General features: G+C 45.5%; 17 protein-coding genes and 1 pseudogene. 11 read left to right on the forward strand and 7 right to left on the reverse strand.

Annotated elements, in window-relative coordinates; all coding sequences use genetic code 11:
- Nucleotides 1–108 precede the first annotated feature (108 nt).
- From KUV50_RS00205 to asnS, 3 genes are all read right to left on the reverse strand, one after another.
- The gene (locus tag KUV50_RS00205; RefSeq protein WP_222578058.1) at nt 109–1,116 is read right to left on the reverse strand and encodes a TQO small subunit DoxD; all 1,008 of its coding nucleotides are present in this window, start codon (nt 1,114–1,116) and stop codon (nt 109–111) included.
- A gap of 247 nt (nt 1,117–1,363) precedes the next feature.
- A complete protein-coding gene (locus tag KUV50_RS00210) occupies nt 1,364–1,744 on the reverse strand; it encodes a hypothetical protein (protein ID WP_222578059.1) in 381 nt (126 codons plus the stop codon).
- A gap of 227 nt (nt 1,745–1,971) precedes the next feature.
- On the reverse strand, nt 1,972–3,408 hold the full coding sequence (asnS, locus tag KUV50_RS00215) for an asparagine--tRNA ligase (protein WP_222578060.1): 1,437 nt from the start codon (nt 3,406–3,408) through the stop codon (nt 1,972–1,974).
- A 255-nt stretch (nt 3,409–3,663) separates the two neighbouring features.
- On the opposite strand from asnS, the gene KUV50_RS00220 reads away from it, so the two are divergent.
- Nucleotides 3,664–4,392 carry a DUF4197 domain-containing protein gene (locus tag KUV50_RS00220; protein ID WP_222578061.1) on the forward strand — a complete coding sequence of 243 codons (729 nt, stop codon included), beginning with the start codon at nt 3,664–3,666 and terminating at the stop codon, nt 4,390–4,392.
- Between the two features lie 86 nt (nt 4,393–4,478).
- Nucleotides 4,479–4,664 (forward strand): annotated as a pseudogene (locus KUV50_RS19630) (DUF433 domain-containing protein); the annotation flags it as partial.
- Nucleotides 4,665–4,797: 133 nt separating this feature from the next.
- Here the strand turns inward: KUV50_RS19630 and queG are convergent.
- Together queG and KUV50_RS00235 are read right to left on the reverse strand one after the other, a co-directional pair.
- Nucleotides 4,798–5,745, reverse strand: a complete 948-nt coding sequence (gene queG / locus KUV50_RS00230; RefSeq protein ID WP_222578063.1) for a tRNA epoxyqueuosine(34) reductase QueG — start codon at nt 5,743–5,745, stop codon at nt 4,798–4,800.
- 174 nt (nt 5,746–5,919) lie between these two features.
- Nucleotides 5,920–6,681 (reverse strand): enoyl-CoA hydratase/isomerase family protein, encoded by a 762-nt coding sequence (locus KUV50_RS00235; protein WP_261394941.1) that lies wholly within the window; start codon nt 6,679–6,681, stop codon nt 5,920–5,922.
- A gap of 104 nt (nt 6,682–6,785) precedes the next feature.
- Between KUV50_RS00235 and KUV50_RS00240 the strand changes: the two genes are divergently transcribed.
- Nucleotides 6,786–7,664, forward strand: a complete 879-nt coding sequence (locus tag KUV50_RS00240) for a cation diffusion facilitator family transporter (RefSeq protein ID WP_222578064.1) — start codon at nt 6,786–6,788, stop codon at nt 7,662–7,664.
- A gap of 261 nt (nt 7,665–7,925) precedes the next feature.
- On the opposite strand, the gene KUV50_RS00245 is transcribed toward KUV50_RS00240, so the two are convergent.
- The gene (locus KUV50_RS00245; RefSeq protein WP_222578065.1) at nt 7,926–9,749 is read right to left on the reverse strand and encodes a M2 family metallopeptidase; all 1,824 of its coding nucleotides are present in this window, start codon (nt 9,747–9,749) and stop codon (nt 7,926–7,928) included.
- Nucleotides 9,750–9,815: 66 nt separating this feature from the next.
- On the opposite strand from KUV50_RS00245, the gene KUV50_RS00250 reads away from it, so the two are divergent.
- A complete protein-coding gene (locus KUV50_RS00250) occupies nt 9,816–10,661 on the forward strand; it encodes an SDR family oxidoreductase (RefSeq protein ID WP_222578066.1) in 846 nt (281 codons plus the stop codon).
- 159 nt (nt 10,662–10,820) lie between these two features.
- Here KUV50_RS00250 and KUV50_RS00255 read toward each other — a convergent pair whose 3' ends face one another.
- On the reverse strand, nt 10,821–11,465 hold the full coding sequence (locus tag KUV50_RS00255; protein WP_222578067.1) for a hypothetical protein: 645 nt from the start codon (nt 11,463–11,465) through the stop codon (nt 10,821–10,823).
- Nucleotides 11,466–11,642: 177 nt separating this feature from the next.
- Between KUV50_RS00255 and KUV50_RS00260 the strand changes: the two genes are divergently transcribed.
- From KUV50_RS00260 to KUV50_RS00290, 7 genes are all read left to right on the forward strand, one after another.
- Entirely contained in the window at nt 11,643–12,602 is a 960-nt protein-coding gene (locus KUV50_RS00260) for an NAD(P)-dependent oxidoreductase (RefSeq protein WP_222578068.1), read from the forward strand.
- Between the two features lie 123 nt (nt 12,603–12,725).
- Nucleotides 12,726–16,328 carry a TonB-dependent receptor gene (locus tag KUV50_RS00265; RefSeq protein WP_222578069.1) on the forward strand — a complete coding sequence of 1,201 codons (3,603 nt, stop codon included), beginning with the start codon at nt 12,726–12,728 and terminating at the stop codon, nt 16,326–16,328.
- Between the two features lie 2 nt (nt 16,329–16,330).
- Nucleotides 16,331–20,278, forward strand: a complete 3,948-nt coding sequence (locus KUV50_RS00270; protein WP_222578070.1) for a hypothetical protein — start codon at nt 16,331–16,333, stop codon at nt 20,276–20,278.
- 99 nt (nt 20,279–20,377) lie between these two features.
- Entirely contained in the window at nt 20,378–21,592 is a 1,215-nt protein-coding gene (locus tag KUV50_RS00275; protein ID WP_261394942.1) for a PorV/PorQ family protein, read from the forward strand.
- 121 nt (nt 21,593–21,713) lie between these two features.
- Complete coding sequence (gene greA, locus KUV50_RS00280; protein ID WP_222578071.1) at nt 21,714–22,187, forward strand: transcription elongation factor GreA; 474 nt, start codon at nt 21,714–21,716, stop codon at nt 22,185–22,187.
- Nucleotides 22,188–22,264: 77 nt separating this feature from the next.
- Entirely contained in the window at nt 22,265–22,657 is a 393-nt protein-coding gene (locus KUV50_RS00285) for an HIT family protein (RefSeq protein WP_222578072.1), read from the forward strand.
- Nucleotides 22,658–22,859: 202 nt separating this feature from the next.
- Nucleotides 22,860–23,765 carry a histone deacetylase gene (locus KUV50_RS00290; RefSeq protein WP_222578073.1) on the forward strand — a complete coding sequence of 302 codons (906 nt, stop codon included), beginning with the start codon at nt 22,860–22,862 and terminating at the stop codon, nt 23,763–23,765.
- The last annotated feature ends 167 nt before the right edge of the window (nt 23,766–23,932 follow it).

Genomic DNA, 23,932 nt, shown 5'->3' on the forward strand with positions numbered 1-23,932 from the left:
TTTTGGTTACAAGACGTATTGAATACAGCGGGTTAAAAAATCGCCCAAAAGAAAGCCTCTGCGCAGGTCCCCTTTGAGCGATGTGCGTTTACTTTTCAACAACTTGGTTTATTTGACTATATCATGTTTCCAACTTGCTCCGCTGATGTCTGTGATTGTAAGGGTGTATTGGCCGGCTGGTAAATCCATCAGCGGATCCTGGTCCAGATGCATTTTAGCTTTAGCTCCCAGGGGGATGACCAGACTATGTTTGCCGGGTTTGACCCGGGCGACATAATAGTTGTCGATGTGTCGTGAATCCAGATCGGCTAATTCATCATTGGAGAGACTAAAAATCGTGTTGTTCTGATCGTCTGTCAGCTCAATTCCGATGATCCAGGCACCATATACGTCGACCCCTTCTGTTCTGTATACATCAAAAGTAAGTCCATTATTTAGTTGACCTGCTGTAATCTCAAGCTTAGGCTTGACCGATTTATTGTGTAAATTGCCCCACAAACCATTGTGAAACACCTGATTGGTCATTAGGGTCAACCCCAGAATCACCAGTGATCCCGTGAGTACAAAACCCGGAAAGATCTTGTCTTTGAGTGGAATGGTTCCGGATCCGATCCACGGAAACCATTTCTTTTGGGTCCATGGATGGTTCCGACGCATCAGATAGTTGTCGACGGAGTACATGCCGCTGCCGGTCAGGAACAGTGTGAATCCCGTCGCGATACCGAGCACCCCGATCTGCCATTCGTCCAGGCAGGTCGTCCCGATCCAACCGGAACCCAGTAGAATACCCATCGCGAGTCCGAATACACCTATACTCATCAGCCGGGTAAACAGACCAAAAATGATAAACAAACCGACGATCCCTTCGATGATGGTAAAGACCACCATGGCCCACCACAGTGCGTCCGGATTTTCTACCAGATACTGGATAATGGGTTTTATTCCGAGGGCGTTGGGTAAAAAGTGATTGAATTTTTCGCCGATGTATCCTGCCCCCGCGGGATCGAGCTTGTCGGCTAGTATAACTCTTCGGTAAAAGGCTGAGAAATAGGTCCAGCCTACGACCATCCGGATGGCCAGGGTCATTAACCCCGGATCGTTTTTAGTATTATTCATAGATCGGTTTGATTTTGAAAGTGATAAAATAAAGCCTGCTCAACCCGGTATCTTAATGATTCCAACGGGATTGATCAGATCAAAAATGCTGTGTCGAAAAATGCAGATAAATGGGTTGCTGATCAATGTTCAGGATGGAACGCCTTAGTCAGCAGGTCGTGTTGATTGTGGAAAATGTGGTCAGGTGTTGGGGGTGGCGATGATATAATATTGGTGCATCATATTGGCCAGCCCCAGTAAAGAATGCTTAAGTCAGGTAAGCTCTGAACTGTCTGTACAACAGATAATAGGGAACCGGTGAGACGGATTTCTCTTTCCTAAGATATGGTGAAAAATGGGTATTGGATAAAAGAGGAAAACCGATCGGACTTGTCCCCGTAGCAACTGCCGACGTCACAGGTGGATTTATTGCATTCTTAGAGACAATCTCAGAAGCAGGTAAACCATCAATCGTATGACACGAGTTGTCATTGAAGCTGGCTTTGCTTTTATTGATCGCGGTTGTATTCTCCACCCCAAGGGCAGATTCGATGGAATTACGAATCTTGCACGGTGCGATGACCAAAAGTAGGACCATAATGACCGCGCCTGCTTCATATAATACAGAATTGATATGTCTATTATGCATCACGCCGCAAAGGTAGGATGTGTGTCTGATTTTTGGCGCATTTGACTGCGTTAAAGATAATTACAGATCCCTTAATAAAGGTTAATTGGACTTTCTCCACTTTTGAACGTGATCGAAATGAATTAGAAGATCCCTTATTTCAAAAATATTTTACCATCTTCCAGATCTGGTAATTAAATTCTGGCGTGGGCAGGTGGCGCGCTTAGGTAATATTGAACTGTGGTCTTTTAAAACGAAGCATTCCCAGGTGTGCGGGGGAATGGAATCACATCTCGTATATTGCTCATACCAGTAACAAACTGGACCATGCGTTCAAACCCCAGTCCGTACCCGCTGTGTGGACACGAACCATACTTTCGGATGTCCAGATACCAGTACAGTTCCTCCATGGGTATATTCATTTCTTTCATCCGACTTTTCAGAACATCCAGGTTTTCCTCCCGCTCCGAGCCTCCGATGATTTCACCAATGCCGGGAAATAAAATGTCCATGGCACGAACTGTTTTATTATCGTCATTGACCTTCATGTAGAAAGATTTGATATCCTTAGGGTAGTTATAGAGTATGACGGGTTTCTTAAAGTGCTTTTCGACGAGGTACCGTTCATGCTCTGATTGAAGATCTGCGCCCCAACCTTCGATCACATAGTTGAATTTTTTCTTTTTGTTGGGCTTGGAATTCATGAGAATATCGATCGCTTCGGTATAGGTTATTCGCGCGAAGTCTTGTTCGAGACAAAATTCCAGTCGATCAATCAAACCCATGTCCGGTCGTTGGTTTTTGGGTTTTTGACTGTCTTCTTTTTCAGCGGCATTATGCAGGAATTGAAGATCCTTCCGGCAATGCTCCAGAACATAGTTGATCAGGTATTTGAGCATGTCTTCCGCAAGATCCATGTTGTCATTAATGTCGTTGAAAGCCACTTCTGGCTCAACCATCCAAAATTCGGCAAGGTGTCTACTGGTGTGACTGTTTTCTGCCCGAAACGTGGGACCAAAGGTATACACCTGTCCCAAAGCCAGTGCGGCAAGCTCTGCTTCCAATTGGCCAGATACCGTGAGATTGGTCTCTCGTCCGAAAAAATCTTTTTTCAGATCGACTTGACCGTCCGTGGTGAGCGGTGGATTGTTGGGGTCCAGAGTAGTCACGCGAAACATTTCTCCGGCTCCTTCAGCATCAGATGCTGTGATGATCGGTGAGTGGAGGTAGTAGAACTTACGTTCATGGAAGAATTTGTGAATGGCATACGATAGTTCGTGCCGGATCCGGAAAATCGCACCAAAGGTATTCGTCCGAAAACGCAGATGTGCGTTTTCTCTTAAAAATTCTTTGGTGTGTTTTTTGGGTTGAATGGGATAAGTCTCGGGGTCCGCTTCGCCATAAACAATCAATTCATCAGCTTTGAGTTCCACGGCCTGCCCCCGACCTTGTGATTCTGTCAGTGTCCCTTTTGCTCCCACTGCTGCGCCGGGGTGTATTTTTTTAAGGGTATCTGAGGATAAACTTTCCCGATTAATAACGATCTGCAGGCTGTCAAAATCACTTCCGTCGTTTACCGCAATAAATTGATTGTTGCGAAACGAACGTACCCACCCTTTTACTGTAATGATTTCACCGATGGGCTTTGTGGCCAAAACCTGATCAATGCGTGTTCTTTTTTCCATGGTTGCTCTGGTTGACTTAATTATTTTGTCAAACAAACCTGACAGATTTTATTCATTTTGCGGAGATACCGAACCTGGTATTCATCTCTAAGTCATGCCCCTAAAATCCAAGTCAGCGTTCTTAAATAGAAGACAAAAATACAGGTTCGTAAGAGAATCGGAACACAGATAGACTTTATTTAAAAAATTTAATGAAAAATTAAGTGCAATTTTCCTACTTCATTCGTATAATAACATGAAATCTAAACGAATACTATGAAAAAGATACTACTATTGCTGCTTGTGTTTCAATTGTCTTCTTGCGATGTACTCCAGGAGGTGATCGGAGATGGAGGATTGTCTAATGCTCAGATCGGAGAAGCGCTGAAACAAGCTCTTTATCAGGGGGCAGAAAAAGCGGTTCGTGAATTTTCTCAGGATCCCTCGTTCCTGACAGATGGAAGTGATGTGAAAATACCACCCGAAGCTTTGGAAGTGATCCGGACATTGAGCAGTGTGCCGGTCGTCAAGGAATATGCCAATCGATTCACCGAAAAGGTGACCACAGCGACCACGGATGCGGTTCAGGCTTCTCTGCCCATTTTTCGGCAGGCCATCAACGAACTGACCTTTGCCGATGCCTATGATATATTGATGCGGGGAGAAAACGATGCGGCCACGCAGTATCTCGAAGGTAAGACCTATCAACCGCTCTATCAGGAGTTTAGTGCGATCACCAAGGATAACCTGCAAAATGTAGGAGCGCTGGAAGAATGGGGTAAGATCGCTGACGTCTATAATAAATTGCCTTTTAAAGAAAAAGTCAATCCTGATTTTAATGGGTTTATCTCTGATTTGGCGCTTAAGTCGATTTTTCAGCGCATCGAACGAGAGGAGGAAGGTATTCGCAATAATGTAGCTATGCGGACGACAGATTTGATGAAAAAAGTCTTTGCCAAGCAGGACAAAGGCGGCCAGGGGGGTGGTTTGTTGGATCAGTTTTAGCAAGGTGAATAAGACGGCTGGATTGATAAGGCGAACTAAAATAGGACTCTGGTTGTTCATTCATTGCATCTGTTAAAATATGAAACATGGATAATTATCAAGACTATATAGAGGTTAATCCCGAAATTATGATGGGCAAACCGGTAATAAAGGGGACAAGGATCACCGTTGAATTAATATTAGAAAAGTTATCAGCAGGTGAAACAATAAAAGAGATATTAGATGCGCATCACCGGTTGTCAAGAGAAGCTGTTTTGGCTGCATTAGGTTTTTTAGGAATTATTTTAATTCGATTGATGGGATTGAAAGCTTCTATTAAAACCGAGATATTGAAAAAGGTAATTTTGAATCATGAAGATAATCTTCTTGGTTCACTTGTTGTGGTTCAGCCCGGAGCAATTCGTATCAGAAAGTTTCAGAGGTAGATTCTCTTTCTGCAATAAACTCAATATTCCTTTTCAACCCCTCATACTTTGTCCGCTTCACGGGCGATTTCCGGAACAGTTCCTGAAACCGTTCTCTACTCAGATTTTGCCATTCCTCCTTCGATAATGAGAGCAGGTCTGGATGGGGATCAAATGCCGGTTCATCATGCGGTGTCGAAAATCGGTTCCAGGGACAGACTTCTTGGCAGATATCACAGCCGAAGATCCAGTCCTCCATTTTTCCTTCGAAGGTTTCAGGAATAGGACCTTTCTTCTCAATGGTCGAAAAGGAAATGCACTTGCTCCCGTCCAGCAGATAACCGTTTTCATCTATGGCATCGGTCGGACAGGCATCGATACATCGCCGGCAAGTCCCGCAATAATCCTGGATGGGCTGATCATAGGCCAATTCAATATCGACAAGGACTTCACCGAGGAAAAAGTAGGAGCCGGCCTTGGGGTGAATGATCAGGGTGTTTTTTCCTTGCCAGCCTACACCGGCCCGTTGTGCCCATTCGCTTTCCATTACCGGTGCTGAATCCACAAATACCCGTCCACTGGTGGGTGCAATCTCCCGGTCGATATCTGCCAGCAAGGTTTTGAGTTTTTCTTTCATCACCCAATGGTAGTCTTTGCCATAAGCATATTGGGAGATCTTGTAGCTATCGGGGTGACGCGGTGCGGGGTTGTGGTAATTGTAGGTCAGCACAATAATTGATTTCGTGCCTTCGACCAGTAGGGTGGGATCGGTCCGCTTCTCAAAATAATTCTCCATATAACTCATCTCGCCGTGATAACCCCGGTTCAACCATTCCCTGAGTTGCTTCTTTTCTTCAGTTAGTTCTTCCGCTTTGGCAATGCCGATGCGGCTAAAGCCGAGTTCCCGGCTTCGCTGTTTGATCCATTTTGATGCGTGGTGTTTGTTCAATTGTTCGGGAATAAGATGCTGTAAATTATATTCTCAAGTTTCTGGAGTTCCTAAAAAAGATTACTCCCCTTCAGCTGGTGCACGAACTCATCAATATTATACACTACGTAAGATTTTGCACACTAGTTTTAAAAATGTTTTTTCCTATTTTTTTTCACCATCAACCATCACTTTTCACGCTTTCTTCTTCACTTTCCGAATAGCCTCCTGTGCCTGGTCCGTCAGTACCAGGTTCCCACTTTGGGCGGCCCGCTGCTCCATGACTGTGGGCCAATCTTCTGTCCCCTCCCAAAACATATTTTTGAATTGGGCTAAGGCCGCCGGGCTGTAGTCCAGAAATCGATCCAGAAATGTTTCCAAGTAAGCATCCAGCTGTTCGACGGTTTCAAAGACCTCTTGAAAGAGTCCTTTGGACCGAGCCCATTCTGCGGTCTGCCATTCGGTGGCATTCAGTGCCAGATGAGAAAATCCGGAAAGCCCGATCTTTCGCTCCACCGCCGGTCCGATAACGAAAGGACCAATGGCCAGACTTAGCTCGCTCAGTCGGATCGATGCCCACTTGCTCGCCATGGCATAATCCACCGCACTGCATAGTCCGACACCACCGCCTACGGCTTTACCGTGAACACGGGCGATGGTTATCTTACCGCAACTTCGAAGTGCGTTGATGACCCGGGCAAAGCCCATGAAAAATTCTTTTCCTTCTTTTTTGTCCTGGATTGATGCCAATCCGTCAAAGCTGGCGCCGGCACAAAACACCCGGTCGCCGGCACTTTGCAGCAGAATGACGCGGATGGCATCGTTGTCACCCATATCCAGGATGCTGGTTTCCAGATCAGCCAATAGATGAGCCGGGAGCGCATTGTGTGGCTGATTATCGATGGTTATAATACCGAGGTGATTTTTGTCGATCCGGTGGTGTATTTTTCCGCGCATAGGTGTTTTGTTGAATATTAGGGGGCTTCATGAAACCATACCTCAAGGTAAAACATTCTTGTTAATACACCAAGAAATGAAATTTATCGATTACATTACCGGTTATGATCCAGTCACGCATCAAAACCGCTATTCGGGCGGCCCAATATAGTATTGTAGGCAATCTGTTTTTGGCAGGGATCAAGATTGTAGTTGGTGTACTGGGCCATTCTTTTGCAATGATTGCTGACGGAATCGAATCGGTGTCTGATATATTATCTTCCATTCTGGTCTGGGTGGGGCTCCGCTATGCCGCACGACCACCGGACCGGAACCATCCGTACGGGCATGGGAAAGCCGAACCATTGGTCACTTTTGCAGTAGTCGGATTATTGATTGCTTCTTCTATTTTTATTATTATTCAGAGTATATATTACATCCGTCATCCCCATAGTGACCCGGAGCCTTACGTTTTGATCATACTGGGCCTTATTATTCTCATCAAAGAAGGGTTTTATCAATGGATGCGGCGAAAAGGGGAACAGACCAAAAGTCGGATGCTTGAAGCGGATGCATGGCACCATCGAAGTGATGCCATCACCTCCTTAGCTGCTTTTATCGGGATTAGTGTGGCGGTGGTGATGGGGGAGGGATATGAGGCGGCTGACGATTGGGCCGCCTTGGTGGCAGCGGGAATCATTCTGTACAATGCCTACCGCATATTCAGACCCGCCCTGAGTGAAGTCATGGACGAAAATACGCACCACGATCTGATTGAGAGCATTCGAATTCTGGCGATTGAAGTAGACGGAATCTTGGATACTGAAAAATGCTATATTCGCAAGAACGGAATGCTGTATCATGTGGATTTGCACGCCATTGTGAATGGCCGGATTACCGTTTATGAGGGGCATGAGCTGGCCCACCGGCTGAAAGATCACCTGAAAGACAGCCTGCCCGAAATAGCCGACGTTCATATCCATGTGGAACCGGCAAGCAAGTAAGCTCACAGATGCAAGCTGAAAGCAAAAATAGCTGAAAGTTCAAAGGGCCAAGCTGAAAGCAAAATAAGCTCAAAGGGCCAAGCTGAAAGCAAAATAAGCTCAAAGGGCCAAGCTGAAAGCAAAATAAGCTGAAAGACGCAAGCTCAAAGGGCCAAGCAGAAAGCTCAAAGTAAAAAGTGAAAGCGTGTAACACAGTAACTGAATAACTAATAACCCAATAACTAACCTAACTCCTAACAGCGCAGCGTCCTAACTCCTTTTTTAAAGAATCCGCACTGGCAAGGTATATGTTCTCCCCTCATTTTCCTTTTTCAGGTATTCCATCAGGGGTTGGAAATAATTCACTAAAGCTTTGGCGGACAATTCACTTCCCAGTTTTTCCTTGAGGAGTTGACGCCAGTCGTTATTCGCTCCACTATGCATGAGGCTTCGGATAAACTCCCCGGTTTTTTTACTTCCATAATAATTGGTAGCATGTGCATCCTGTTGAAGAATTTCCTGTGCAATGTGCTCATGCAACTGGAAAAGCAGGACATACGATAACGCATAATCATAGTATTGCGCTGCATCATCATTAATGTGTGTTTTGGTTGCTGCGTCATTGTATGGGCGTCCCCGTTCATACGGTGGTACGATTCCCTGGTACTGTTTCTTGAGGTTCCACCATTCACTGTTAAAGGTCGATGTGTCAATTGATGTATTGTATAAAGTGTGTTCAAAGTGAGACATAACGCCTGCTGAAAAAGGGATGAAAACCACATAATTTAAAGCTTCCTTCAGTAGTATTTTTTGTCGAAGGGAATCAGGATAGTCTTGTTGATCTATCAAGCCACGTCCGGCTAAGAAAGGGGGTTGCATGGCAGCCAGGCCCATTAGGCTTCCCACTGCTTCATGGAATGCCCTGTTTGCTCCCTTACGTAGTAAAAGCGGAACCCGCGGATTGGAATACGATAAATAGTAATATATATGGCCGAGTTCATGGTGAACCGTTTCATAATACGTGGGAGTAGATGTCACACTCATCAGGCATCGGACATCTTCTTGAAGATCCATATGCCAGGCAGAAGCATGGTTGTTTTTTTTGTGATCGGAGTCTGTAGGTAGGGGATACAGGTTTGAATTTTCATAGAAACTTTTTGGCAGGGCCGTAAATCCGAGGCTTTTATAAAATGCCTCTCCTTGTTCGATAATCCAGGAAGGGGGGTGCTTTTTGAGTTGTTCATCCAGATTAATGCCTTCTACCTCAACTAAAGCGCTCCAATCTTGTCCCCAGCGGTTGGGAAGCCAATGCGCAGGGATCATTTCTGGGACTTCGGGGGCATTGTATTTTTCTGCCAGTTCATAGCGGACCCAGGTATGAAGTTCCCGGTAAAGTGGCCAAACTTCTGAAATGAGCTGTTCCAGCAAAGTCATCATTTCATCGGAAGACATGCCGTAATCGGAGACCTGGTACTGAAAATAATTGGTATAATCGAGGCCCTGTACAGCGCTGTTTCGGAGATTGCGGAGCCGGAGCAAACCCGTATCCAGTTCTTTGCCGACCGCCTTGGATGCCTCCCACCACTTCAGGCGCATAGCGGGATCGGTTAATTCGCGGAGCGCTTGATCAATCTCCCCAGTGGTTACCAGGGCACTATCGACCCTATAGTCAAATCCGTAAAGCGTTTCCATTTGGTTGTTCTCAGCTGTAATGCGTTGTGCGACAACCTCTCCCATTGTGGCCGGATTGTTTCCCGCTTTGAAGAGAATCGTTTTTAGGATTCGCTCCTGTGTTTGCGTTATTTCAGTCGGATTTTGAAGGAGTTCTTTGGTTTTTTTGATATTATATGCATCGCCCGTGAATGCCGCCAAAGCGTTGTTTGCCCGTTCCAATTGACTTGAAATGGTGGTGTCACCCGGGATGATTCGAGTATTTGCTAACCATTCTGCTTCTGTACTGGCTGTATACAAATCGATGAAACTGTCCGTATATGTCTGAATAAACTCCACCGCATCGGGGCTGGTAACGGGCCGATCAGCGTTTTGACAACTTAGAATAACCAGAGTCAACATGGCCGATAAGCATTTAATGAATACTGCGCGCATAATGAAGTTTTGTATCGAAATTTAATAATTTTATTGGTACAGTTTACTTTAATAACGGTAAAGAATATGAAACAGATTGTAATTACGGGAGGAAATAGTGGAATAGGTCTGGAAACAGCTCGCATCCTGGCACGTAAGGGACATCGTGTTACCTTGACTGTCCGCAGTGAGGAAAAAGGCCAGAAAGCGTTGAAAGAAATTCACGATACCGAAACGGATCCCAAAGTAGATTATGTGCTGCTTGATCTATCGGACTTCAGGTCCATGAAAAATGCGGCGGCTGAACTACAGGCTGCGTGTCCATATCTGGATGTTCTGATTCACAATGCCGGTTACTTTCAAAGTGCTCCGCGAAAAAATGAAGCCGGTATTGAATTAACACTTATGGTGAACCACATTGCGCCCTTTTATCTTACACATCTGTTACTTCCAATCTTGGTGAAAAGTACGGAAAGCCGGGTTATTTGTGTTAATTCTGATTCCCATTTTCAGGCTTCTTTTGACGCTGACAATCTTAACCTTGATCGCAGATTCCACGGATTGCGCGCGTATGCCCGCTCCAAACTGGCCAATGTTCTGTTTACCTATGAATTTGAACGGCGGAATGTGTATGATCATCTGTCTGTTTATGCACTGCATCCAGGCCTGGTCAATACTGATATCGGAGCAAAACATACCAATTTTTTTCAGCGGCTGATTTGGAATCTTCGCAGCCGGAGTGGATTGACGCCCCGGGAAGGTGCGGATACCTCTGTATACCTGGCGACGGAAGACAAGGAGAACCTGACATCTGGTGCCTATTGGCACAACCGGCAGCGGAAACCTTCCTCGAAAGCATCATACCATACTGAATATGCCCGAATACTGTGGGAAAAGTCAAAGGAATGGTGCGATATTGATTCTTATTTTTAAAATCCAAGAGTCCGGATTGTAGTTTAAATTCCCATTTTATCCGTTCATTGATTCATTATTTCTGTTGTGAATTCACACGGCATGATTGGTACCACTGTTGTTGTGGTCCTTACAGCACGATCTTCCATTGGCCATTGGCGAACTTCCGCATCTTTTGGATCAATTATCCCATGACATAATTTTCACCGGTACATCATCTGAGTACACTTCAATCTCGTATTCAAAATCAACGCCATTGGTCTTTTTTCTTCGAATGGATTTGGAGATCAAGTAGTAAAATCCTGAACCTGGGGTCAAGTAACGGGTTTGAGTATAGGGAATAGTGATCTGTCCGGCTTGTCCAGAGGCATTGGTAAGAACTGTCTTTTTGGTAGAATCAGACAGAACTAGCCGGATCGAATCTCCCACATTGTAGGACAGGCTGTCCCAGGTAAAGGTCCAGTCCAGACCAACTTGAAGTAGCTCGGATTCGATGACAGGAATGTAGGGCATAGCAATAGATATTACCTGATTGGAAGGCTGAATTTGTACATTGAGATTGTGACTGATCAGGGTATCATTCATCAAATACATGTGGTAATTATTTTTGACCTTTTCAGATTTGACTTTTTGACCATTGATGATAAACTCATGAAGCCTGGCGTCGGGAACCAGACTGTCTACCTGGTTGCGTTGGTAAAAGCTCCATGTGCCACTAAGTTCTCCGCTCGACTCCAGATACCTGATATTGGCCGTAATTCGTGGATCACTGAATTTTGGGTTTTTACCTGAGGGCTGGCAGGAAGATAGCAGCCAACAAGACATTACGATGTATTTTGTAATGCTAAATATTTGATGAATATTCACTCAGCCAGATTTTGTTTTCTTGTTTTTAACGATGAATAGGGTAATTTACAAAGCTCCGGTTATATTTATGATGAATTGTGAAGAAATATTATAATTCAAGAGAAGAAATTTTAATATCGAAGATAAAAACGCACCATGAAAAGGATTTTGATCACAGATGGCGTTCATAAGATTCTGCCAGAGGAATTGAGAGCGCATGGGTATGAAGTAGATTATTACCCTAAAATTTCACTTGAAAAAGTCATCCAGATGGTTCGCCCTTATTCTGGCCTGGTGATAAACAGTAAGATCAGAGTGGATGCCCGGTTGCTTGATGAGGCGCCTCAGCTCGAGTTCGTGGCCCGGCTGGGTAGTGGCATGGAGATCATCGATCAGGAAGAAATGGCAAAGAGAGGGGTGGCTGTCTTCAATTCACCCGACGGGAATTGCAACGCGGTAGCCGAACATGCCATGGGGATGATTCTGGCATGGAACAATCATTTACTCCGTGCGAATGAGGAAGTCAAAAACTTCCAATGGAACCGGGAAAAGAACAGGGGCATCGAATTGGAAGGAAAGACCATTGGGATCATCGGATTTGGACATACAGGCAGTGCTCTGGCGCGTAAATTACAGGGTTTTTCGGTTCGGATTAAAGCCTATGACAAATACAAACCCTCGGGGTATGCAAAGGATTATCCGTGGGTGGAAGAATGTTCAGACCGGGAATCGGCCATCCGGCAGAGTGAGGTGGTCAGTCTACATTTGCCGCTTAACTACGAAACATTGAAACTGGCAAATCGGTCTTTTTTGAATCAATGCAAACCCGGAGCTTTGTTGGTCAACACAAGTCGGGGGCCGGTGGTCGATACGATCGCATTGATCGAAGCGTTGGAAAATAAACAAATTAGAGGCGCTTGTCTGGATGTGTTGGCGAACGAAAAACCAGCTACCTATACCCCGGAAGAGCAGGAAATGTACCGCCAGTTGTATGCCTTCCCTCAGGTTCTGGTGAGCCCGCATGTGGCCGGGTGGACCAAAGAAAGTAAATATAAGCTGGCAAAAATTCTTCTCGACAAGATTTTAACACATTGCGGCAGTTCAATGTCCGGTTAAATTCGTTTACATTTGTGAAGTATAGTGCGGTCAAGATTCGCCGGTTGCCATAGAATTAATATATTTAGCATGCCGATAGGAATGAATGTCCACTCATTGTTTATGAAATACGTCAAAATATAGATGCGATATTTACTGGTCTTTTTATTCATCTTCATAGGTTTTATAGTGGATGCACAGACATCCATCGAAGGAAAAGTTGTGGATCAGAGCGACGGAACACCGATCATATATGGGACAGTGGCTATCTTCAAGAATGGAGTACTTGTAACAGGGACAGAAACCGACGATAACGGGAATTATTCGATATCCAATTTAGATCCGGGGACCTACGATGTCAATGCGAGTTATGTCGGGTATCAACCCAAAACCATCGAAGGTGTTGTATTGCTGGCCGGTAAAAATACCCGGGTGGATATCGAAATTTCCAGTGGGACGGTCCTTGATCAAGTGGTTATCGTAGAGTACAAAGTACCGTTGGTGGAACAGGATAATACGACAACGGGGGGTATTGTGACAGGAGAGCAAATACGGAATCTTCCCATGAAAAACATTAATTCATTGGCTGCTACCGCCTCCGGAGTCTCTTCTTTCAGTGGAGAATCTGTGGCCATCCGTGGTTCCCGCTCCAATGCAACTGACTACTATGTAGATGGTATCCGCGTAAGCGCCAATCTGGTTCCTCAGTCTGAGATCGATCAGCTGCAAGTGATTACCGGTGGGGTGGAAGCGCGGTATGGGGATGTGACCGGGGGGATCATCTCAATCACCACAAAGGGACCTTCCCAGGAATTCCAACTGGGTGCAGAGGCAGAAACATCACAGTATCTGGACGCTTTCGGAACGAATGAACTGAATCTAAATGCCAGTGGTCCGATCTGGAAGAATAAGGAAACAGGGCGTTCTGTTTTGGGATTCCGACTGGCTGGAAGATATATTGATGTACAAGACGGCAATCCAGGTATTCTCCCCAATGTAGAGGTCAAACCCTCTATCCTCCAGGAAATAGAAGCAGACCCTCTGCGACAATTCAGACAGACACTGTTTTCCAGAGCAGAGTTTTTACATGATGAGGATGTTCATTTTGTTTCTGCCAATTCCAATGAAAATCGACAAAACTTTAGTTTTACGGGTAAATTGGATGCCCGGTTGACCAGTCAGATTGATATGACGCTGTCCGGGAATTATGGAGATTCCTACAGTCGAACTGCTCCAAGTCGGTCATTTGCAGTGATGAATTATATGAATAATCCAGTGGGTACAGGAAATAATTACCGGGTGAACGCCAGGTACAGACACCGTTTTCTACAGAATACCCAGAAAAACGGCTTCATACGAAATGCCACGCTTATCGTAAATGGGTCCGTAGAGCATGATCAAAGCCTAAGCCAGGACTATCGGCACCAGGATCGGTTTTTCGACTACGGCCATGTGGGGAATTTTGATTTTAGCTGGATTCCAGTGGAAGGCGAATCTGAATATTCCCAAGGCAATGACGGCGTGGCCCACGCCGGGTATCTTCGGGTGCTGGAGCGTCCTTTTACACCGTCTGCCCGCAATCCAGTTTTGGGTAATTACAACAATCATGTGGATCAAACCGATTTTGATAACTACGTAGCTTATAATGGCTTTTTATCCTCCAATTATACCACACCCTGGGGGTTTATTAATAATGTGGGTAGTGTGTACAACCGATATTCTAAAAGTAAGCTGGACAAGCAAAATGTAAATGCAAGCCTCCGGTTTGATCTATTCCCCGGGGGCTCAGACAAAGGACGACATGCCATCGAGATCGGATTTAACTATGAAAAAAGAACATCCCGATCGTGGACGGTGGCGCCCAGAAACTTGTGGTTGTTAGCCCGACAACAAGCGAATCGACACATCATTGGTGTAGACACTACGCAGATTATCGGACAGTTTCAGGGGCGGCTGGAACCTGGATTGTACGATGAGTTTGCCCGGTTGACGGTGGATTTGCCCGGCGCAAAGTTCTATAAAGCGATCCGGGAACGGACGGGTACTCCACTGGATGACTACATCAATGTAGATGCCATGAATCCGGATGATCTTGATTTGTCTTTGTTTTCGCCCCTGGAGCTTAATGACAATGGTTTGGTGGGGTACAACGGGTATGATTACCTGGGGAATGAAACTTCGGGTGTTCATTTCAACGATTTCTTTACCGGACGAGATGCAGCCGGGAACCGTACTTTTCTGAACCCGGCTTTCGAACCCATCTATGGCGCAGCCTACATTCAAGACAAATTTTCCTATAAAGACATTATTTTTCGACTGGGACTGCGGGTAGATTATTACGATGCTAATACCATGGTATTGCGGGATCCACTGTCACTGTATCCGATCATGACTGCGAGTGACTTTTATGCAAGAAATGAAGGGGAACGACCCGGAACGATCGGTGATGATTTCAAGGTATATGTCGAGCGACCGAATTCCACCAAGGTTAAAGCGTACCGGGATGGTGATCAGTGGTATTTTCCCAATGGAACGCCGGCTAATGACGGGAATGTTATTTTTGGCGGGGAAATCGTATACCCTCAGTACTACGAAGAAAATGTAAATGATATCAAATCCGATCAGTTTGATCCGGATAAAAGTTTCAAAGAATATGAACCCACTCTAAGCTGGATGCCCCGGTTTGCGGTGTCGTTTCCGATCTCCGAAAAATCCAACTTCTTTGCCAACTATGATGTGTTGGTGCAGCGCCCACCGAGCAACAGCTTTACCTCGCCATTGAGTTGGTATTATTTTGAAGACCGTAATTACGGTGCGGGAAATCCGATCAACAATGCGAATCTAAAGCCGGAAAAGACCATCAATTATGAAGTCGGGTTTCAACAATTGCTCACACCACTCTCCGCGGTCAAAATCAATGCTTTTTATAAAGAACTGCGCGATATGATCCAGCAGCAGACTTATCTGTATTTACCTTCGCCGATCGGGACCTATACCACGTACGGGAACCTTGACTTCGCCACCATCAAAGGATTGTCGCTGGAATATCATTTAAGACAAAGCCAAAATTTGTCCATGCAGGCTAATTATACCTTACAGATAGCCAATGGAACAGGATCGGATGCCAATTCGCAGGGTGGATTGACGACCCGTGGTAACATTAGAACTCTATCACCCATTGACCGGGATGAACGTCATGCGCTCAAAATGACCCTGGATTACCGCTACGGGGGTGGCCGGGCATACAATGGCCCGCGTCTTTTTGATTTGGATATACTAGCAAATACAGGTGTAAACCTTCAGGGGTTTGTGGTATCTGGTCGTCCTTATACCCAGCGGATACGAGCTACGCCTTTTGGAGGAACAGGGTTTGCCGGCTCTTTTAACGGTGCGCGGAAGCCATGGACCTATACGCTGGATATGCGTGTGGATAAGACCTTTGCGATTCCAACCAGTTTAAAAGAAAATCCATTGTTTGTTAATTTGTCACTTCGGGTACTTAATTTACTGAATACGGCGAATCCACGAGGTGTCTATCCTGTAACGGGATCGCCCTATGACAGTGGTTATTTGCAGTCCCAGGACGGCGAAGCGAGTTTGGCCAATATTGCGAATGCCGGTGAATTGGTGACGGAGGCTGGCCGAAACGTGGATGCGTACACAGACGCCTATCACTGGATGGTTCGTAATCCGGACATCTTTTATGCGCCGCGTCGTATTTTCTTGAGTTGTCGCATAAATTTTTGATGATGAAGCAACAATTTTTTGTCATAGTATCATTTTTGTTTTTTTTCCTTTACCTGGTTCCGGAAGGCCACACGCATCGTCCCGATTGGTTAAAAGAAAAACCTTCAAAATCGAATAAGAAAAGAAACATTGAGTTTAGCTACCGGGCGGATTGTGCTCCTGCGCGGTCTGAGATTGATATGAGCATCAATAATGTACGGGCACGCCTCCTCGGTGGTGGGGATGTATGGTGGGATCTGACCGACGGAAAATACATCGTGCCCAATGTAGAACCGGGGTCCGGATTGCCGGAGGTCTCTTCGATATTTGCTGGAGCGGTCTGGCTGGGCGGGTATGATCCGGTTGGTAATTTGAAATTAGCCGCGCAACAATACCGTGATGCCAATAAAAACGATTTTTGGCCGGGACCGCTGGAACCCAGAACCGGAACTGTCGACCGGGAAACCTGTGCAGATTGGGACCGGCATTTCCGGGTCCTGGGTGACAATATCCGGTTGTTTATCCGGGATTTTGAAATAGCTCAAGAAAAAGGAGAAAAACTAAAAACCAAAGACATTCCGGAAGATGTATTGGGGTGGCCGGCCCGGGGGAATCCCCACTTCAAACGAATACACGGGTTCGATCTGCCCAACACGACACAAGGGCTGGCGGCCTTTTTTGACCGAAACAATGATTTTGCTTATGATCCGCTGGACGGCGATTATCCCATCATCGAAATCCGGGGCTGTCCCGTTCCACAGTATCCCGATGAAATGATATTCTGGATCTATAATGATGCGGGATCCATCCACACCCAAACCCAGGGGAACCCCATTCAAATGGAAGTCCAGGTGCAGGCTTTTGCCTATGCGACCAACGATGAAATCAACAATATGACGTTTCAGCGGTATAAGTTGATCAACCGCGCTACTCAGAGCATTGACAGTACCTACTTTGCGATGTGGGTGGATCCAGACCTAGGCTGTCCTCAGGATGATTACATCGGGTCCGATACGGCCCGGAGTCTGGCGTATGTGTACAATGAGGATGCCATCGATGGAATCACCGGGTGTGAATGCAATGATATCAATACGTATTGTGAGCATGTTCCCATGTTGGGCATTGATTATTTTAGAGGTCCGTTGGATGAGAATTTTGAAGAGATCGGAATGTCTTCGTTTACCTATTACAATAATGGTGGGGTCGGTGAATGGCCGGATGCGCAGACAGATCCTGAGGTAGCTGTGGAATACTACCGGTATATGAGTGGATCCTGGAAGGATGGAACCCCTTTTACCTTTGGTGGAAGCGGATATGATATTGGTGGTGATCCGATCAAATATGCTTTTACCGAACCACCCAACGATCCTTCCGGCTGGTCGATGTGTTCTGCAAACCTGAACTTTGGTGATCGTCGGACTATCCAGGCCTCGGGGCCATTTCGTCTCGATCCGGGTGCCGTAAATGAATTGATTATCGGTGTCGTATGGGTGCCGGATATCGCCGATTATCCTTGTCCGAGTATTGAACCGCTTTTGCTTGCTGATGAAACGGCACAGGCATTGTTTGACAATTGTTTTGACATTACGGATGGTCCGGATGCACCAGATATGGATATCGTAGAGCTGGACCGGGAGTTGATTTTGATCCTGTCCAATGATCTTCATTCCAACAATTATAAAGAGCAGTATACAGAAATCGATTTACGTGCGCCAACCGATTTGCCGGAAGAGGACAAAAGTTATACCTTTGAAGGCTATAAAATTTACCAGTTGGCTGCAGAAGATGTATCACCTGCCGAACTAGATAATCCAGCCAAAGCACGGTTAATTTTTCAGACTGATATCAAAAATGACATTAGTCAGATCGTCAATTGGAATCCGATCCCGCACCCGACAGCCAGTGGTGAATTGATATATGAACCCAAAGTGGAAGTCATCGGGACCAATAAAGGCATCCGCCATACCTTCCAGGTGACCGAAGACCAATTTGCCCGGAATGACCGCGAATTGGTCAATCATAAAAAGTATTATTTTATGACGGTCGCCTATGCATACAATAATTTTGAAGAATTCGATTATAAAAGTGTGACCGGTCAGCGCAAACCTTATTTGGAAGGACGTCGGAATGTGAAAGTTTATACAGGCCTGCCACGGCCCATCACCTATTCCGAAACCTATACCGATTATGGTCAGGGCGTCCAGGTCACCCGGCTCGACGGGAAAGGTACCGGATCAAATTATCTGGTAATGACCCCCGAAACACGTCAGGCCATCATGAATGAATCATTTTCCGGAGAGATCGTGTATGAACCTGGCGCAGCACCGATCGAAGTGGTGATCTACAATCCGCTTGAAGTGGTTGATGGTTCGTTTATGCTTCGGTTCATAGATAGTGATCTGTCGGATGATGAACTCGACACGGATGCACGATGGGAATTAATTAATCTGGATGACCCCGATGAAGTGGTTCTGTCCGATCAAACTATTGCATCACTGAACGAACAAATCATCGGTCAATATGGGTTTTCCATCCTGATCGGAGATGTGGATGAACCGGGAACCATTGGTCTGGAAGATCGTGGATCCTTGGGGTCTAGTCTGAAATATGAGAACGGAAACAATCCTTGGTTGCGGTTTGTGCAAACCGGCGTGGCCCCCTTTTTGACCTTTGTCCAGAATGAACTCAACGAGGTCGACTTTGAGTTGGATCCCACTCAGATATTTAGTAAAGATTTTCAGGGTATTATTCCATTTTATCTGGCTGATTATCGCTTTGGTGATGATCCATTTATCTCACCAGCCTGGCGAAACAAGACCGGATCGATGAATATCGCCCGTCGAGCGATGTCTATGGGTGATCTGAACAATGTCGATATCATCCTTACCCCGGATAAGTCAAAATGGTCTCGTTGCGTGGTAGTGGAAACTGCGAATCCATTGCATTATTCACCCGATTTTGGTGGCGTATATAACACACTGGGAGATTCCAAAAACTTTGAGTTGAGAGGTTCGCCCTCGGTGGGTAAAGAGGATATGGATGGGGATGGCCGTCCGGATCCGGATGGAGATGGCATTGGCATGGGGTGGTTCCCGGGATATGCTATTGATGTGGAAACCGGTGAACGGCTCAATATCTTCTTTGGTGAAAACTCGGTATACAGCTCAGCAAACGAAAATATTCTTGAAAGCACGGGTGAAATTGGTGGGGATATGATGTGGAATCCGGATGAAGAACTGCTGTATTCCGGTAGCCCCGGAGATATTTCTTTGTTCAAGACCTTCGGTCAGCACTTTGTGTATGTAACGAAAACCCCCTACGATAGCTGCAAAGTATTCCGGAAGCGCTTTGTCCCGGGCGGGAGCTTTACCACAAAATTTTCATCGATCACCGAAGTGACCTGGACCGGTATCCCATTCACCAATGGTACGCTGTTGTCTTACGCTGATGGATTGATCCCGGATCCGGTGACCATAGAACTTCGGGTAACCAATCCATACGGGGTGGCCGAAGGAACCGGAACGAATCAGGGACATCCGGCATACCGCTTTGATCTAAACAATCTGGCAGCCAAGGATCTGGTGGAGGCTCAAGCAGATTCTACTTTGCGAGATATTCAGGCCGTGCCCAATCCATACCTGGCTTATTCTGGGTATGAGACCTCCCAGTTTACCAATACGGTGAAGATTACGAATCTTCCGCCCCGGTGTATCGTTACGATTTACAGTCTGGACGGGAAGTTTATTCGCCAATACAAGCGGGATGAAACCCCGCTAAGTAATAGTGGCCGAATCAATCCGGGAACCCGGTACAAACAGGTTTCACCGGATTTGGAGTGGGATCTGAAGAACAGCAAAGGCATTCCCATTGCCAGTGGGCTGTATATCATCCATGTAAATGCGTATGAATTGGGTGAACGTACTATTAAATGGTTTGGTGTGAATCGAAAATTTGACCCCAGTGGGTTGTAGTAAGAACAATAGAAGTGATACTTCGGATGATAATATTAAGCAGTATAGTAACCTGACAGCGTTTGATAGAATATGGATTTAGTAAAAAAAATATGGCTTTTGATACACTCTTCTTTAAAGGCACAGAAGGAACCTGTCAGCGTTTTTGAAACCAGCCGTCATACATTGACAAATTCCAAGTATATCTATATGTCCATGATGTTGGGTATAATCAACCCTCTTTATTCCATACGGTCATGTACAAACCGGTCTGGTTTTTTATGGATAAAAAAAGGAGTGGCTGCGCTGATATTGGTTTTTACACTCTCCACCCATGGATCCGCTGGTAATCCGGACCGGCAGGGTGAAGCAGGTGCCGGTGAACTGTTGCTGATTCCCTGGGCCAAGAGTGCAGGGATGAACAATATAGCGACTTCCATGATCAGGGGAATTGAGTCGATGCGTCTTAATGTGGCAGGATTATCAGGTATACAGGGCACGGATGTGGCATTGGGACATACCCGGTATCTTCAGGGCACGGATATTAATATTAATGCCCTGGGTGTAGGACAGCGAGTTGGAAAAAACAGTGTATTGGCTTTGTCTTTGGTGGCAATGGATTTTGGAGAAATTGATATTACAACCGTAGATCAGCCAGAGGGGATCGGGGCGACCTATTCACCTAATTTTTTCAATCTGGGTGTGGGGTATGCATACACGTATGAAAATAAGATTTCGGTGGGTTTTGCTTTGCGGTTGATCTCCCAATCCATTTCAGATTTGTCTGCAATGGGCGTAGCGTTGGATGCCGGGGTGCAATATGTGAACGGACCACAGGACAATTTTAAGTTTGGTGTGTCCATCCGGAACATCGGAACCCCGATGCGATTTGGCGGTGAAGGACTGGCAACTCGCAGTGACAATCCGACGGGTAGTCCTACCTATGAACTAACTTATGACCAGCGGGCAGCCAGCTTTGAACTGCCATCGCTTCTTAACATCGGCTTGTCATACGATTTTTATATGCAAACCATTCACCGGCTATCGTTGGTGGGAAATTTTACCTCGCATTCATTTTCGCGGGATGAAGTAGGAGCTGGTATGGAATACAGCTATCGGGACTTACTGTATGTCCGAGGTGGATATAAAGTCCAGGTAGGCAATACCGCGACCGGAAGTTCCGCTCAGAGTGTATATGAAGGGTTGAGTGTCGGGATGGGGATTTATATGCCCCTGGGTCGGGAAGTGGAGAAAAAACTTGGTATAGACTACGCCTACCGCACTACGCATCCCTGGAACGGAACACACAATCTAACTTTGACATTGCGGTTATAATAAAAATCGCTATTTTTGCATTGACATATTAAATTAATAATATCAGACCTCTATTTGTTTGCCGATAAGAGATGCGGCAAACGAGTAAGAGGTTTATCTGTTTATAAAAAAATATAATGAAATGAGTACGATTTATTTGACACAGGAAGGATATGATAAAATCAAAGCTGAGCTTCAGGATCTCAAATCCCGAGGCCGACGTGAAGCTGCGGAAGCCATTGCAGAAGCCCGTGATAAAGGAGATTTGTCAGAAAACGCAGAATATGATGCGGCCAAAGATGCGCAAGGTATGCTCGAAATGAAAATAAGTGAGATGGAGAGCCGTATAGCGTCTGCACGAATCGTAGATGCTTCACAGATATCGACGGACAAAGTCAATATCCTGACGACCGTCAAACTCACAAATATGAAAATCAACAAGAGTATAGAGTATACCCTGGTTGGCGAATCAGAAGCGGATTTAAAATCTAGAAAAATATCTGTGACTTCACCGATTGGTAAAGGGCTGTTGGGTAAAAAAGAAGGGGATATCGCAGAGATCAAAACGCCTGGTGGGGACATTAAGTTTAAGATTGAAAAGATATATATCAAGTAGGTGTGCGATGGTCGAATGGTCGAATGAGTGGAATGATCAACGACGAAAAAGATATATGATAATTAAATGAGACAGCTATGAGTACCCTATTCACGAAGATAGTTCAAGGTGAGATTCCATCCTATAAAATCGCTGAAGATGATCGGTTTTATGCTTTTTTGGATATTAATCCGGTTGCGATCGGCCACACGTTGGTCATTCCCAAAGAAGAAATTGACTATCTATTTGACCTTCCGGATGATTTACTGGGCGACTTGATGGCATTTTCAAAAAAAGTGGCCACAGCTATTGAGAAGGAGGTGGATTGCAAACGGATTGGAATAACCGTAGTTGGGTTGGAAGTTCCCCATGCGCATGTTCACTTAATTCCGATCGACAGCATTTATGATATGGAATTCAGTAAACCCCGGATAAATCTGACCGAGGAAGAATTCAGTGATTTAGCGACTCGTATTGCCGGACATGTCTGAACCCGTAATTTTTTTAGCTGATGCTCCTGCATACAATGCTGAAGAAAGTCAAAGATCTTCTGGGCGGAGAGCAGTGGTATTGTCTGCGCTATACCGGGAAATCTGACGAAGAAAATCGATGAATTTGCAATAGTATTTGCAGTGAACCCACAAATTAGGTTGGACTTGATTGACTTTTAACTATTTTGTATTTTGCGCGCTTATGCTAAAAATCGCTTTTTCACCTATTTACAAGTATGACCTTCCCGCCCGCCATCGATTCCCGATGGAGAAGTATGAGTTGATTCCGGAGCAGTTAGTTTATGAAGGAACGATTACCCCGGATCAATTATTTGAACCGGGGGAAATGAGTTACAAAGACCTGCTGACCACACATACATCAGAATATGTCGATAAAGTATTGAACCAGAAATTAACAGCCAAAGAAATCCGAAAAATTGGTTTTCCCATGAGTACGGAATTGGTAGAACGGGAGGTACACATCGTACAAGGGACCTGGGAATGCGTTGGTTGGGCCCGCGAATATGGAATAGCGATGAATGTGGCCGGGGGAACCCATCACGCCTATGCTGACAAGGGGGAAGGATTTTGCATTTTCAATGATGTGGCCCTGGCTTCCAATCTATTATTGCAAAAAGAACCGAACAGCAAAATTTTGATCATAGATTTGGATGTTCATCAAGGGAATGGGACAGCTAAGTTGTTGGAAAAGGAAGACCGGGTGTTTACATTATCGATTCATGGAGAACGGAATTACCCGATGCACAAAGAGACTTCAGATTGGGATGTAGAGCTGGAAGATGGTACACAAGATACTGCTTACCTGGAGGAGCTCCAAAAGGTTTTGGATCATCTGAAGCACCGGATTGATCCCGACCTCATCTTCTATATCAGCGGCGTGGATGTTCTAGATTCAGATAAACTTGGACGGCTCAGCTTGACCAGACGAGGATGTTACCGACGGGATGAAATGGTCATCAATTATGCATATGACCGTCAAATACCGATTGTCATTGCCATGGGAGGTGGCTATTCACATCGCCTGCCCGATATTGTGGAAGCACATGCCAATACATTTCGGATAGCAGCTGATAGATTGGATGGGTAGTCATGCAGAGTTTTTACAAAAAGAGTTTCACGAAGATCCACAGAGGAGTTTCATGGAGATTCACAGAGGAGTTTCACGGAGACTCACTGGGGGGGGTCACGGAGAATCAGTAAGATTTTTACAGCTTGCAAACTACAGTGTGGGAGAACCACTAAGTAATATCATAG

The sequence above is a fragment of the Membranihabitans marinus genome (assembly GCF_019802045.1).
GTDB lineage: Bacteria > Bacteroidota > Bacteroidia > Chitinophagales > Saprospiraceae > Membranihabitans > Membranihabitans marinus_A.

Excerpts from the sequence above, each read along its gene's own strand:
- KUV50_RS00245 (WP_222578065.1), bottom strand. The coding sequence starts at position 9,749 with ATGCGCGCAGTATTCATTAAATGCTTATCGGCCATGTTGACTCTGGTT.
- KUV50_RS00265 (WP_222578069.1), top strand. The coding sequence starts at position 12,726 with ATGCGATATTTACTGGTCTTTTTATTCATCTTCATAGGTTTTATAGTG.
- KUV50_RS00285 (WP_222578072.1), top strand. The coding sequence starts at position 22,265 with ATGAGTACCCTATTCACGAAGATAGTTCAAGGTGAGATTCCATCCTAT.
- asnS (WP_222578060.1), bottom strand. The coding sequence starts at position 3,408 with ATGGAAAAAAGAACACGCATTGATCAGGTTTTGGCCACAAAGCCCATC.
- greA (WP_222578071.1), top strand. The coding sequence starts at position 21,714 with ATGAGTACGATTTATTTGACACAGGAAGGATATGATAAAATCAAAGCT.
- KUV50_RS00250 (WP_222578066.1), top strand. The coding sequence starts at position 9,816 with ATGAAACAGATTGTAATTACGGGAGGAAATAGTGGAATAGGTCTGGAA.
- KUV50_RS00240 (WP_222578064.1), top strand. The coding sequence starts at position 6,786 with ATGATCCAGTCACGCATCAAAACCGCTATTCGGGCGGCCCAATATAGT.
- KUV50_RS00235 (WP_261394941.1), bottom strand. The coding sequence starts at position 6,681 with ATGCGCGGAAAAATACACCACCGGATCGACAAAAATCACCTCGGTATT.
- KUV50_RS00260 (WP_222578068.1), top strand. The coding sequence starts at position 11,643 with ATGAAAAGGATTTTGATCACAGATGGCGTTCATAAGATTCTGCCAGAG.
- KUV50_RS00220 (WP_222578061.1), top strand. The coding sequence starts at position 3,664 with ATGAAAAAGATACTACTATTGCTGCTTGTGTTTCAATTGTCTTCTTGC.
- KUV50_RS00210 (WP_222578059.1), bottom strand. The coding sequence starts at position 1,744 with ATGCATAATAGACATATCAATTCTGTATTATATGAAGCAGGCGCGGTC.
- KUV50_RS00255 (WP_222578067.1), bottom strand. The coding sequence starts at position 11,465 with ATGTCTTGTTGGCTGCTATCTTCCTGCCAGCCCTCAGGTAAAAACCCA.
- KUV50_RS00270 (WP_222578070.1), top strand. The coding sequence starts at position 16,331 with ATGAAGCAACAATTTTTTGTCATAGTATCATTTTTGTTTTTTTTCCTT.
- KUV50_RS00290 (WP_222578073.1), top strand. The coding sequence starts at position 22,860 with ATGCTAAAAATCGCTTTTTCACCTATTTACAAGTATGACCTTCCCGCC.
- KUV50_RS00205 (WP_222578058.1), bottom strand. The coding sequence starts at position 1,116 with ATGAATAATACTAAAAACGATCCGGGGTTAATGACCCTGGCCATCCGG.